The organism is Dactylosporangium sucinum, from assembly GCF_014647515.1.
GTDB classification, from domain to species: domain Bacteria; phylum Actinomycetota; class Actinomycetes; order Mycobacteriales; family Micromonosporaceae; genus Dactylosporangium; species Dactylosporangium sucinum.
In genome coordinates, this window is sequence record NZ_BMPI01000004.1 from 158801 (window position 1) to 171283 (window position 12483).

The 12483-nt window shown below is 70.9% G+C and carries 12 protein-coding genes; all 12 read left to right on the forward strand.

Annotated features, from left to right (window positions below):
- Nucleotides 1-73 precede the first annotated feature (73 nt).
- The 12 genes from IEZ31_RS04880 (at nucleotide 74) to IEZ31_RS04935 (ending at nucleotide 12329) form a co-directional block, all read left to right on the forward strand.
- Nucleotides 74-829 (forward strand): ABC transporter ATP-binding protein, encoded by a 756-nt coding sequence (locus IEZ31_RS04880; protein WP_229834276.1) that lies wholly within the window; start codon nucleotides 74-76, stop codon nucleotides 827-829.
- The gene (locus IEZ31_RS04885) at nucleotides 820-2625 is read left to right on the forward strand and encodes an ABC transporter permease (protein ID WP_190248506.1); all 1806 of its coding nucleotides are present in this window, start codon (nucleotides 820-822) and stop codon (nucleotides 2623-2625) included. The genes IEZ31_RS04880 and IEZ31_RS04885 overlap by 10 nt, the downstream gene beginning before the upstream one ends.
- A gap of 7 nt (nucleotides 2626-2632) precedes the next feature.
- Nucleotides 2633-3130, forward strand: a complete 498-nt coding sequence (locus IEZ31_RS04890; RefSeq protein WP_190248507.1) for a flavin reductase family protein — start codon at nucleotides 2633-2635, stop codon at nucleotides 3128-3130.
- 144 nt (nucleotides 3131-3274) lie between these two features.
- A complete protein-coding gene (locus tag IEZ31_RS04895; RefSeq protein WP_190248508.1) occupies nucleotides 3275-3619 on the forward strand; it encodes a DUF485 domain-containing protein in 345 nt (114 codons plus the stop codon).
- A complete protein-coding gene (locus IEZ31_RS04900; protein WP_190248509.1) occupies nucleotides 3616-5379 on the forward strand; it encodes a monocarboxylic acid transporter in 1764 nt (587 codons plus the stop codon). The genes IEZ31_RS04895 and IEZ31_RS04900 overlap by 4 nt, the downstream gene beginning before the upstream one ends.
- Nucleotides 5380-5449: 70 nt before the next feature.
- Nucleotides 5450-6418 (forward strand): UDP-glucuronic acid decarboxylase family protein, encoded by a 969-nt coding sequence (locus IEZ31_RS04905; protein WP_190248510.1) that lies wholly within the window; start codon nucleotides 5450-5452, stop codon nucleotides 6416-6418.
- 71 nt (nucleotides 6419-6489) lie between these two features.
- Complete coding sequence (locus IEZ31_RS04910; protein ID WP_190248511.1) at nucleotides 6490-7734, forward strand: LCP family protein; 1245 nt, start codon at nucleotides 6490-6492, stop codon at nucleotides 7732-7734.
- A gap of 257 nt (nucleotides 7735-7991) precedes the next feature.
- Entirely contained in the window at nucleotides 7992-9200 is a 1209-nt protein-coding gene (locus tag IEZ31_RS04915; protein ID WP_229834199.1) for an LCP family protein, read from the forward strand.
- Between the two features lie 9 nt (nucleotides 9201-9209).
- Nucleotides 9210-9548, forward strand: coding sequence for a rhodanese-like domain-containing protein (locus tag IEZ31_RS04920; protein ID WP_229834200.1), 339 nt, complete (start codon nucleotides 9210-9212; stop codon nucleotides 9546-9548).
- Nucleotides 9529-10371, forward strand: a complete 843-nt coding sequence (locus IEZ31_RS04925) for a glycerophosphodiester phosphodiesterase (protein WP_190248513.1) — start codon at nucleotides 9529-9531, stop codon at nucleotides 10369-10371. Before IEZ31_RS04920 ends, IEZ31_RS04925 begins: the two co-directional genes overlap by 20 nt.
- Nucleotides 10372-10459: 88 nt before the next feature.
- Entirely contained in the window at nucleotides 10460-11926 is a 1467-nt protein-coding gene (locus IEZ31_RS04930) for a sensor histidine kinase (RefSeq protein ID WP_190248514.1), read from the forward strand.
- Between the two features lie 4 nt (nucleotides 11927-11930).
- The gene (locus tag IEZ31_RS04935; protein ID WP_190248515.1) at nucleotides 11931-12329 is read left to right on the forward strand and encodes an ATP-binding protein; all 399 of its coding nucleotides are present in this window, start codon (nucleotides 11931-11933) and stop codon (nucleotides 12327-12329) included.
- The last annotated feature ends 154 nt before the right edge of the window (nucleotides 12330-12483 follow it).

Below are 12483 nucleotides of genomic sequence, written 5' to 3' on the forward strand. Positions count from 1 at the left end.
GGAGCGGAGAGGCCGCGAACCAGAGGCACAGGGAGCACGAGCGTTGCCGGAGCGAAGCGGAGGCAACGTGAGCGTGCCGGGTGGTGCCGCTCTCGCGTTGCGGGGGCTGACGAAGCGTTTTGAGGACAAGGTCGCGGTCGCCGGGGTCGACCTCGACGTGCCCAGCGGGTCGTTCTTCGGCCTGCTCGGGCCGAACGGTGCGGGCAAGACCACGTCGCTGTCGATGGCGGTCGGGCTGCTGCGGCCGGACGCCGGCCACGCGTACGTGCTCGGGCACGACGTCTGGTCGGACCCGGTCGAGGCCAAGCGGCGCCTCGGCGCACTGCCCGACTCCGCCCGGATGTTCGACCGGCTGTCCGGCAGCGAGCTGCTCGCCTACAACGGCCTGCTCCGCGGGCTCCCGCAGGACGTCATCGACGCCCGGGCGAGCGAGCTGCTCGACGTGCTCGGCCTGGCCGACGCCGGCCGGACGCTCGTCGTCGACTACTCGGCCGGCATGAAGAAGAAGATCGGCCTCGCCTGCGCGATGCTGCACGCCCCGCGCCTGCTCGTCCTCGACGAACCGTTCGAGGCGGTCGACCCGGTCTCGGGCGCGCTGATCCGCGACATCCTCATCCGCTATGTCCGCAACGGCGGCACGGTGATCTTCTCCAGCCACGTGATGGAGGTCGTCGAGCGCCTCTGCACGCACATCGCGATCCTGGCCGACGGCCGGATCAAGCGGATCGGCACGATCGACGAGGTTCGCGCCGGCCGGGAGCTCGAGGACGTGTTCGTCGAGGTCGTCGGCGGCCGGGTCGCGACGGGCGCGGAACTGTCGTGGTTGTGAACCCGCCCGGCCCGCGTCAGCCGGCCGAGCCGCCGGTCCCGGGAGAACCCGGGGGCCCGCAGGTTCCCGCGCAGCGTCCGGCACCGGCCGACGCGCCCCGCCCCGAGCTGCATCAACCGGTCCCGGTCGGCGTGCCCAAGGTCAGCTACTTCGTCCGGCTCAAGCTCCGCATCATGCGCAACAGCCTGCGTCCCGGCCGCCGGCACCGCGACGACCGGAAGGTGCGCTTCTTCAGCCGGTACGGTCGCCTCCTGCTCTTCATCTTCGGCCTGCTCGCCGGCCTGTGGGCGGCCGTGCTCGGGTTCGCGGCGTTCGCCGGCAGCAGCCTGGCCGACCCGGAGCTCCGCGCCCCGCTGGCCACGTTCGCCGGCACCGCCGTCGTGCTCGCCTGGGTGTTCGTCCCGTTGCTGTTCTTCGGCGTCGACGAGACGCTTGACCCGGCCCGCTTCGCGCTGCTGCCGGTGCCGCGCCGCACCCTCGTGCTCGGCATGCTGGCGGCCGCGTTCGTCGGCATCCCGCCGCTCGTCACGCTGCTGGCGACCCTCGGCTCGACGGTCGGCGCGGTGCTCGACGGCGGTCTGGCCGCCGGCCTCGTGGCGGTCCTCGGCGCGCTCGTCGGCATCGCCCTGTGCGTCGCCGCGAGCCGCGCGGTGACCAGCGCCTTCGCCCGCATGCTGCGCTCGCGCCGGGTCCGCGACCTCGCCGCGCTGCTCATCGCGCTGCTCGGCATCTCCTGCAACCCGATCTTCCAGTTGGTCTTCACCGTCGTGCAGCACGGCGAGTCGAAGCAGTCGTCGGCGGTCGGCGAGGTGCTGTCCTGGACCCCGCTCGCCGCGCCGTACGTCGCCTACCTCGACGCGATCGACGGCAATTGGGGGCTGGTCGCCGCCCGGCTGCTGATCGGCGTGGCCGGCGTGGTCGTGCTGCTCTGGTGGTGGCTGCGGACCATCGAGTCGGCGATGCTCGGCGTCTCCGACGGCCCGGGCGCGCGCAAGGGGGCGGTCACCGACCCGCCCGTCCGCGCCTTCGTCCCGCGGTCGCTGCGGTTCGTGCCGACCGGCCGCTTCGCCGGGCTGCTGGCCCGCGAGGTGCGGTACTGGCTGCGCGACCCCCGTCGCCGGGCCAGCCTGATCTCGCTGCTGGCCGCCTCGATCGTGATCCCGTTCGCGTTCACCTTCGGCGCCGGCGGGCCGGGCAGCCAGGGTCTCAGCGGCGGCGCGCTCGTCTACTCGCTGCTGTTCGCGGGGGCCTTCGTCGGCCTGGCGCTCGTCAACCAGTTCGGCAACGACGGCACCGCCTACGCGCTGCACATGCTCACCAGCGTCCCCGGCCAGGTCGAGCTGGCCGCCCGCGCGCTGGGCGTGGGCATCCTGACGTTTCCCCTGCTCGCCGTGGGAACGATCGTGGTCTCGATCGTGAGCGGCCACGCGGCGCAGCTCCCGGCCGCGCTCGGCGTGGGCCTGTGCGCGTTCGGCGTCTCGGTCGGCGCGGCGGGCATCACGTCGGTCCTGGCGCCCTACCCGATGCCGGACACCACCAACCCGTTCACCATGAACTCCGGCCGCGGCAGCGTGAAGAGCCTGCTCTCGTTCGTGAGCATGTTCGTCACGTGGCTGCTCACGGCGCCGCTGCTGGTCGCCTTCACGTTCCTGCCCGACCGGCTGACCTGGCTGGTCCTGCCGCTCGGCGTGGCCTGGGGCCTGGCGCTGGGCTGGGTCGGCACCCGCGTCGCCGGCTCGCTCCTGGAGCGGCGCGCCCCGGAGGTGCTGGCCGCGGTCACCCCGAAGAAGGCCTGATGGTGCGGTGAGCATCCACCCGTCGGACCCGTTCGCCACGCCGGAGGAGCAGCGGTCACCGGTGCGCCGCCTCCGCGGTCGCCTGCCGGCCGCCGTCACCCTGTGGACGGCGAACCCGCGGGTCGGCCTGACGGTGTCGTCCATGATCGTCGCCGACGGCGACCCCGGCCGGGTGCTCGGCCTGGTCGACGAGGAGAGCGACCTCTGGGCGGCGCTGGAGGCGAGCGGGCGGTTCGCCGTGACCCTGCTCGGCGAGCACGACCGGCAGCTGGCCGACCGCTTCGCCGGGCTGATGCCCGCGCCGGGCGGCCTGTTCGCCACGGGTGACTGGGAGCCGACCGACTGGGGGCCGGTCAAGCCCGGCCAGACCTGGGCCGGCTGCCGCCTGGACGACTCGCGGCCGTATGGCTGGTCGCTGCTGGTCGAGGCGACGATCGAGCACATCGGGCTCACCGAGGCGGGCGAGCCGCTGGTGCACGAGCGGGGGCGGTACCGCCGCCGGTAAACGGTGTGACGGGTGTCACCGGGCGCACCGATCCTGCCGCTGGGCGCACCGCTGGGCACGTTCCCACACTGAGATCTTCACCGATGCCTGCCGGGTTCCTACCGTTCCGGTACCCACACCCCCAACGGCAGGTGGTGATCCTCCATGAGCACCGAGACACCGGTGCCCGCGGGCACCGACGAGAACCGATACGTCGAGGTCGCCCGCAGCCCGGAGTTCGACACCCTGCGGCGCACCCTGCGCCGCTTCGTCTTCCCGGTATCCGCCGCGTTCCTCGTCTGGTACGCGCTGTACGTCCTCCTGTCCGCCTACGCCCGCGACTTCATGAGCACCAAGGTCGTCGGCCACGTCAACGTCGCGCTGATCTTCGGCCTGCTCCAGTTCGTGTCGACGTTCCTCATCGCCTGGCTGTACGCGCGGTACGCCGATCGCAGGATCGACCCGCTCGCCGACGAGCTGCGCGCCAAGATCGAGGGGAGCCCGGAGTGAACGAGACCTACCTCGCCGTCTCCGCGACCACGACGCGCACGCTCACGCTCACGCTGTTCGTGGTGCTGGTGGCGGTCACGCTGGCCATCACCATCTGGGCCAGCCGGCAGACCCGCAGCGCCGCGGACTTCTACGCCGGCGGCCGCTCGTTCACCGGCTTCCAGAACGGCATGGCCATCGGCGGCGACTACATGTCGGCGGCGAGCTTCCTGGGCATCGCCGGCATCATCGCGCTCAACGGCTACGACGGCTTCCTGTACTCCATCGGCTTCCTGGTCGCCTGGCTGGTCGCCCTGCTGCTCGTCGCCGAGCTGATGCGCAACTCCGGCCGCTACACCATGGCCGACGTGCTCGCCTTCCGCATGCGGCAGGCACCCGTCCGTACCGCCGGATCCATCTCCACCATCGTGGTCTCGATCTTCTACCTGCTCGCCCAGATGGTCGGCGCGGGCGCCCTGGTGGCGCTGCTGCTCGGCATCAAGGCGGGCGACACGTTCCTCGGCATGAGCGCCGAGACCGCGAAGATCGTCACCATCGCGCTCATCGGCGTGCTGATGATCGTCTACGTGACGGTCGGCGGCATGAAGGGCACGACGTACGTGCAGATCGTCAAGGCGTTCATGCTGATGATCGGCGCGCTGCTGCTGACCCTGCTCGTGTTCGCGGCGTTCAAGTTCAACCTGTCGAGCCTGCTCGGCGAGGCCGCCGCGAAGTCCGGGCGCACCCCGCCGGAGTCGTTCCTGCAGCCCGGCCTGCGCTACGGCCGGGAGTTCGCCGGCAACGCCGCGGCGACGCTGGCGAGCAAGCTGGACCTGATCTCGCTCGGCCTGGCCCTGGTCCTCGGCACCGCCGGCCTGCCGCACATCCTGATCCGGTTCTACACCGTCCCGAACGCCAAGGCGGCCCGCAAGAGCGTCGTCTGGGCGATCGGCATCATCGGCGTCTTCTACCTGATGACGCTGGCCCTCGGCTTCGGCGCCGCGGCGCTGGTCGGCCGGCAGGCCATCCTCGCTCAGGACCCGGGCGGCAACACCGCCGCGCCACAGCTCGCCGAAGCGCTCGGCAAGCGGTACCTCGGCGGCGACTTCGGCGGATCGCTGCTCCTGGCGGTGATCGCGGCCGTCGCGTTCGCCACCATCCTGGCGGTCGTCGCCGGCCTCACCCTCGCCTCGTCGTCCTCCCTCGCCCACGACCTCTACGCCAACGTGATCAAGCGCGGGCAGACGACAGAGCGGCAGGAGGTCGTCGTCGCGCGGTACTCCGCCTTCGTCATCGGCGCCGTGGCCATCGTCCTCGGCATCTTCGCCCGCAACCTCAACGTCGCCTTCCTGGTGGCGCTGGCGTTCGCGATCGCCGCGTCGGCGAACCTGCCGGCCATCCTCTTCTCGCTCTTCTGGAGGAAGTTCAACACCCGCGGGGCGACCTGGGGCATCTACGCCGGTCTGCTGTCGGCGGTCGGCGTGGTGCTGCTCAGCCCGATCGCCTGGGGCGGCGTGAGCGACGCCCGCACCCCGGCGACGCTCAACGCGGCGCAGGCGAAGACCTGCGGCGTGGCGCAGGACTCGAAGGCGGTCTCGAACCCGACGGCGCTGTTCAGCTGCACCACGGCCGCGCCGATCCCGCTGGAGAACCCGGGCCTGATCTCGATCCCGATCGGGTTCATCTTCGCCGCACTGGGCGCGCTCACCAGCAAGGAGCGCGACCCCGACAAGTACGCCGAGCTGGAGGCCCGCTCGCTCACGGGCGCGGGAGCCCACTAAGAAACAGTGCGCCGGGACCGGGGGCACCGCCGATCCCCGGTCCCGGCGCACCTTCGCTAGGCTGTTGTTCATGGTCGTTGCGCAGCGTTACGGCGAGGGTCACCGCATCCTCCTCACCGGAGGAGCCGGTTTTGTCGGGTCTCACCTCGCCGATGCCCTGATCGCCCGGGGTGCGCAGGTTGTCGTGGTGGACAACTTCCTCACCGGCAGTAAGGACAACGTCGCGCATCTCGTCGACCACCCTCGATTCACGCTCGTCGAGGCCGATGTCAGCGAGCCGCTGCCGGCCGCCGACGCGCTCGCCGGCCGGTTCGACGCGATCATGCACTTCGCCTCGCCGGCCAGCCCGACCGACTTCGCCCACCTGCCGGTGGAGATCCTGCGGGTCGGCTCGGTCGCCACGCTGCACCTGCTCGACCGTGCGGTGGCCGACGGTGCCCGGTTCATCCTGGCGTCGACCTCCGAGGCCTACGGCGACCCGCTGGTCCACCCGCAGCCGGAGACCTACTGGGGCAACGTCAACCCGATCGGCATCCGCAGCGTCTACGACGAGGCCAAGCGCTTCGCCGAGGCGGCGACGATGGGCTACCAGCGCCGCCACGGCGCCGACGTCGGCATCGTGCGGATCTTCAACACCTACGGCGAGCGCATGCGGCCCGACGACGGGCGGGCGATCCCGACCTTCATCTCGCAGGCCCTGCGCAACGAGCCGATCACCGTGCACGGCTCCGGCACCCAGACCCGGTCGATCTGCTACGTGTCCGACCTCGTGCGCGGCATCCTGATGCTGCTCGACTCCACCGAGACCGGCCCGATCAACTGCGGCACCGAGCACGAGATGACCATGCTCGAGCTCGCCGACTCGATCGTGCGGCTATCTGACAGCACCTCCCGGGTGGCGCTCATCGCCCGCACGGCCGACGACCCGGAGCGCCGCCGGCCCGATCTGACCAAGGCCCGTGAGCTGCTCGGATACGAGCCGGTCGTCGGCCCGGAGGAGGGTCTCGCCCGCACGGTCGCCTACTTCCGCGGCCGGTAACTCTCCCTGGATCGTGCCGCGCCCGTCGCGGTTACGTGGCGTGGCGCCGTGGGATTCGTATCGTGGGTTTCATGCCCAACACGCCTGCCTCCAACGGCTCCTCCTCGGGCCGCGCCTCGGTGCCCGGCGCGCTCGCACCCACCTCGGGCGCCCGTGCCCGAGTATCCGGTGCCGGCGCCCCGACCGGCCCGGCCGGCGCCGGGGTCTACGGCCGGCCGACCGGAGGCGGGAGCGTTCCGCCGCCGCCGCGCACCGGCAACCAGTACTCCGGGAAGAAGAAGATCCGCCCGCGCTGGGGCCGCATCGCCCTGGTCGCCGGGGGCGGCATCCTCGTCCTGGCCCTGCTGGCCGGCCTGGGCGGCTTCATCTACTACAAGCACGTCGACGCCGGCCTGCAGCGCGAGGACCCGTTCGCCGACATCACCGGCGGCCGCCCGCCGAAGGAGGCCGACGGCGCGCTGAACATCCTGCTGCTCGGCAGCGACTCCCGCGACCCCGACAACAAGGGCAAGGCGGGCGAGTGGCGCACCGACACCATGATCGTCCTGCACATCCCGGCCAGCCACGACAAGGCCTACCTGGTGTCCATGCCGCGCGACCTCTACGTGCACATCCCGAAGAGCAAGGCCAACCCGCAGTACGGCAACACGATGGCCAAGCTCAACGCCTCGTTCTCGTGGGGCGGCACGCCGCTCACCGTGCAGACGATCGAGGAGTACACCAAGGTCCGCATGGACCACGTCGTGCTGATCGACTTCGCCGGCTTCAAGCAGGTGATCGACGCGCTCGGCGGCATCGACATGAACGTCGAGAAGGACATCACCTCGATCCACCCGCCGAAGCGCCAGTTCAAGAAGGGCATGAACCACTTCAACGGTGACGAGGCGCTCGACTACGCGCGGCAGCGCTACCAGTTCGCCGACGGCGACTTCGCCCGCATGCGTCACCAGCAGGAGATGATGAAGGCCATCCTGGACAAGGCCGTCAGCTCCGGCACGGTGACCAACCCCGGCAAGCTCAACGCGTTCATCAAGGCGGTCACCAAGGCGATCACCGTCGACAAGGACTTCTCGATCGCCGACATGGCGCTGCAGTTCCGCAACCTGCGCAGCGACGACCTCACCTTCCTGGTCAGCCCGCACGACGGCAGCAAGAAGATCAACGGCGAGGACGTCGTCGTGCCCAACAAGGAGAAGGCGGACGCGCTCTACACCGCGATGCGCACCGACAAGATGGCCGACTGGGCTGCGGCGACGCAGCCGAAGCCGAGCGGATCCGCCCAGCCCTCGACCAAGGCGACCACCAAATCCAAGTGATATTTCCGGCATTCCCGGGCATGTCGCTCCCTCGGGAGGGTTGCATGCCCGGGCTGTCGTATAGATCTCATTGCGTTACCTGCGCCGACCGAGTAGAAATCCGCTGTTTGCCGGTTTCCGCGGGTGCGCATTCTTCGCGCCTCGAACGTAGACTCGGATGGATTCCCGCCCGCTGTGTCAGGGCGGCTTCTCGGGGGCGGTAGATGGAGGACAGAGCGCCTGACGTGGCCGGCGTCGAAGCGGAAGAAGCGAAGGACGTGGACAAGGTCGAAACGTCCGAAACGGCGGAAACGACCGAAATCGCGGATGATGCTGCGCCGGAACAGCCCGTCATCGACCTCGGTGACGACGTCAAGCCGCCCCGGCCGAAGAAGGCCAACAAGCAGAAGCTCCCTGGTCGCGACCCGGCATGGGCCAAGGCGCTCATCGTCTTCGGCGCCGTCGTCGTCCTGATCGCCGGCACAGCGCTGGCCGGCACCAAGTTCCTCGAGCGGCGCTACAGCGGCAGCGTCAACCAGGAGACCCTGCTCGGCGACAACTCCCGCGTCGGCGGCGCAAACCAGGCGGAGGAGCGGCGCAGCGACGTCAAGGGCCCGCTCAACTTCCTGCTCCTCGGCTCCGACGCGCGGGCGCTCGACCCCGAGGACGGGCAGCGGTCCGACTCGATCATCATCGTGCACATCCCGGCCAGCCTCGACCGGGCCTACCTGCTGTCGATCCCCCGCGACCTGCGGGTGGCGATCCCACCGTTCCCGGCGACCGGCTTCGACGGCTCGTCGCACGAGAAGATCAACGGCGCCTTCCAGCACGGCGGCGGCGGCAAGGGCGGCGTCCAGCTGCTCGCGGAGACGCTCACCAACCTGCTCGGCATCCGGTTCGACGGCGCCGCGATCGTCAACTTCGACGGCTTCAAGGCCGCCGTCGACCTGCTCGGCGGCGTCGACATGTGCATCGACCAGAAGGTGACGTCGATCCACCTGGGCTACGACGAGAACGGCAACTACAAGGACCCGACCAAGGGCGGCCGGCCGGCCGTCTACGAGCCAGGTTGCCACCACCTGGAGTCCTGGCAGGCCCTCGACCTGGTCCGGCAGCGCAAGAGCCTGGCCAACGGCGACTACGACCGCCAGAAGAACCAGCAGAAGTTCATCCGGGCGCTGCTCGACAAGGCCCAGCAGAAGGATCTCACGACCAACCCGATCGCCCTCGACAAGTTCATCCGGGTCATCGGCCAGGCGCTCACCGTGGACACCAACGGGGTGTCGCTCGCCGACCTGATGTTCGGGCTGCGCAAGGTGAGCCCCAACAACCTGGTCGGCCTGCAGGTGCCCTCGGAGCCGCAGGACATCGGCGGGATCTCGTATGTGGTCGGACTGCCGGAGGCGGAGGCCCTCTACGGGGCGATGCGTGAGGACAGGCTCGACTCGTGGGCGGTCGAGAACCCGACCTGGGTCAACCACATGTAGCCTGGCGAAGTGTTCAGGGGACCATCAGTTCCAGCCATCTCCGTCGCCGACGTCAAGGACGGCGCCTACCTCCTCGACGTGCGCGAGGACGACGAGTGGGTCGCCGGCCACGCGCCGGGCGCGGTGCACATGCCGATGATGCAGATCCCGGCCCGGATCGCCGAGATCCCGGCCGACCGCGACGTGATCGTCGTCTGCCGGGTGGGCGGGCGCTCCGCCCAGGTGGTCGCGTTCCTCCAGCACAACGGGCTGGAGCGCACGATCAACCTCGACGGCGGCATGCAGCACTGGGCCGCCGCCGGGCGGGCGATGGTGAGCGAGGACGGCGGTGCTCCAAGAGTCGCCTGAGCGGCCGCTCGTGTTCGCACACCGCGGCTCTTCGCAGCGATTCGCCGAGCACACCCTCGACGCCTACCTCCTGGCCATCGAGGAGGGCGCCGACGGCCTCGAGTGCGATGTCCGGCTCACTCGCGACGGCCACCTGGTGTGCCTGCACGACTCCCGCATCGACCGCACCAGCGACGGCCGCGGCCGGGTCAGCGTGCAGACGCTCGCCGAGCTCGACCGGTTCGACTTCAGCTCGTGGAAGCCGCAGCTGCCCGACTCGCCCGACGAGCTGATCATCGAGCGCCGGCTGGTCGACGACGGCTGGCGGGGCCGGGTGCTCACCCTCGACCGCCTGCTCGGCCTGGCCACCGACGCCGGTCGCCCGATGCGCCTGCTCATCGAGACCAAGCACCCGACCCGGTACGGGAGCGCGGTCGAGCTCTCCCTGCTGCAATTGCTGCGGCGGTACGGGCTGGAGCGCCCCGACCCGGACCGCGCTCTCCAGGTGACGGTGATGTCGTTTTCATCGACGGCGATCCGCCGCGTCCGCCAGCGCGCGCCGTCGCTGCCGACGGTGATGCTCATCGACGTCTGGTCGGTGCCCACCCGGATCGGCTACATGCCGCCCGGCAGCACCATCGCCGGCCCGGGCGTGCAACTGCTGCGCACCTCACCCGACCTCGTGGAGCGCCTGCACCGGCGGGGCTTCCAGGTGTACGTCTGGACGGTCAACGAGCCCGACGAGGTCGACCTGGTGGTCAAGCTGAAGGTCGACGGCATCATTTCGGACCGCCCGGCGTTCGTCATCGACCGGCTGCGCGAGCTGGGCCTTCGGAATCCGTAGCGCCCGCGGCGCGGCCCGACTGATTCACGTCTCAACATCTTTCGTCGACAACCTTTCAAAGCCGCCCGCGGCGAGGCAGACTCCAATCATGGTCGATGCTCCCCCCGCCGCCGTCTTTGCCGGGCTGGCCGGGGTCGCCGAGGCGCTCAACGCCGGCGAGGGTGGCGTGACCCTGCTGCAGCAGTCGGTCGAGGTGGCGTCGGCCGCCACCGGGGCGATCGGCGCGGTCTTCATCGAATATGCGCACGACACCGGCCGCGTCGTCGCGGCCGCCGGCAAGCTGGAGTGGGCGCTTGGCCGGCCGGTCGATCTCATTCACCCGTCGCTGCGCGGCCTCCTGCAGTACGGATCCCGCGTCCGGGAGTTCCCGAGCAGCCTCATCGGCACCCCGGGTGGCGTCCAGCTCGACAGCCGCGGCCTGCACCGCGTCATGACGGCCGAGGTCAACGCGGCCGGCGCGAGCGTCGGCATCCTGGCCGTCAGCTACCCCGACGCCGACGGCTCGGCCGAGCCCGAGCAGCGGTCGGCGCTGAGCTTCCTCGCCTCGTTCATCGCGCTGCAGTACGGGCTGGGGCGCGGCCTGCCGGTGTACCGCGACGGCCCCGCCGTCGACCCGATCAACGGCCCGTTCGCGCTGCTCGACCCCGGCCACCGGGTGATCGCCTGGAACCCGGCGGCCGCCCGGCTGACCGCCCGCCCGCCGGAGACGGCGCTCGGCAAGCCGTGGCCGTTCCCGCTGCCCGACGCCGACGAGACGGTCGAGCACCAGATGGCCTGCGGCACGTGGATCGAGATCCGCGCCCAGCCCGTGCCCGGCTCGACCGACCTGGCGGTGTCGTTTCGCGCCCGGCCGGAGGAGCCGCCGGACGGCCGCGACCTGTTCATCGCGCTGACCGGCCACGAGCTGCGCACGCCGATCACGGTGATCCGGGGGTACGCCGACACGCTCGTCGATCACTGGGAGTCCCTCGACGAGGGGGCGCGGCGCGAGGCGATCTTCGTCGTCGGCCAGCGGGCCCGCGACCTCAGCCGGCTGGTCGACCGACTGCTGAACGCGATCGGCGACGTCGACCTGTCCACGCTGCTGCCGTTCGACCTGATCGAGTCGCTCACGACGGCGGTCGACGAGCTCAACCCGGTGCAGCGCCGGCTGCTCAAGGTCGATCTGCCTGCCACGCTCCCGAAGACGTACGGCGATCGGGCGAGTCTCGCCACGGTACTGGCCGAATTGGTGACCAATGCGGGTAAATACTCGCCAAATTGGGTAGAAGTCGAGTTGACTGCCGGAGCGGACCCGCAGTCTGTCTGGTTCCGGGTGTCCGACCGCGGCATCGGCATCCGGCCGGAGCACGTCGAGCGGGCCTTCGAGCGGTTCTGGCAGCTCGAGACCGGCGACCAGCGCAAGAGCGGTGGGGTCGGCCTCGGTTTGTACCTGGTGCGTAGGATCGTCGAGCGTCAACATGGATGGGTGTCATTGCGACCACGCCGAGGGGGAGGGACCGTCGCCGAGGTGCGACTGCCCCGAGCCGACGCCGAGGGCCACGGGGAGGCTTGAGAGCGTGTCCACAACCGTTGCGGAGCGCGCCTGGTGCGTGGTCGTGCCCCACCACGCCCGCGGCGCCCACCTGGCCCGCCACCGCTTGGCCGACGAACTCGACGCCCTGATCGCCCCCGACCGCCTGGACGACGCGATCGCCATCGCCGCCGAGCTGGTCGGCAACGCGGTCCGCCACGGCGCCCCCCTCCCGGGCGACGTGATCCGCGTGGCGTGGCGCCTGCTGACGGACGACACCCTGGAGATCCGCGTGACGGACGGCGGCTCCCCGTCCGGCCCCCAGATGCGGGTAGCGAGCCCGGACTCGGTCGACGGCCGCGGCCTGACGATCGTGGCGGCGCTGGCGACGGGCTGGGGCGTGGAACGCGACGGCCTCGGCCAATGCGTCTGGGCCACCCTGTAACGCCCGCCTCCGCACACACCTTCGCTTCGCCCCCCGCGCTCCGCCCGCGCGCTTGCCCAGCCGGCCCGCTCCGCCTCCGCGCTTCGCCCCGCAGGCGTCTTCACCCGCCGCCACCCTCGTCTGCGCCAGCCCTTCGCTCGCCTACGGCCGCGCT

Coding starts and splice junctions, on each gene's coding strand:
- IEZ31_RS04930 (WP_190248514.1), top strand. CDS start 10,460: ATGGTCGATGCTCCCCCCGCCGCCGTCTTTGCCGGGCTGGCCGGGGTC.
- IEZ31_RS04895 (WP_190248508.1), top strand. CDS start 3,275: ATGAGCACCGAGACACCGGTGCCCGCGGGCACCGACGAGAACCGATAC.
- IEZ31_RS04910 (WP_190248511.1), top strand. CDS start 6,490: ATGCCCAACACGCCTGCCTCCAACGGCTCCTCCTCGGGCCGCGCCTCG.
- IEZ31_RS04905 (WP_190248510.1), top strand. CDS start 5,450: ATGGTCGTTGCGCAGCGTTACGGCGAGGGTCACCGCATCCTCCTCACC.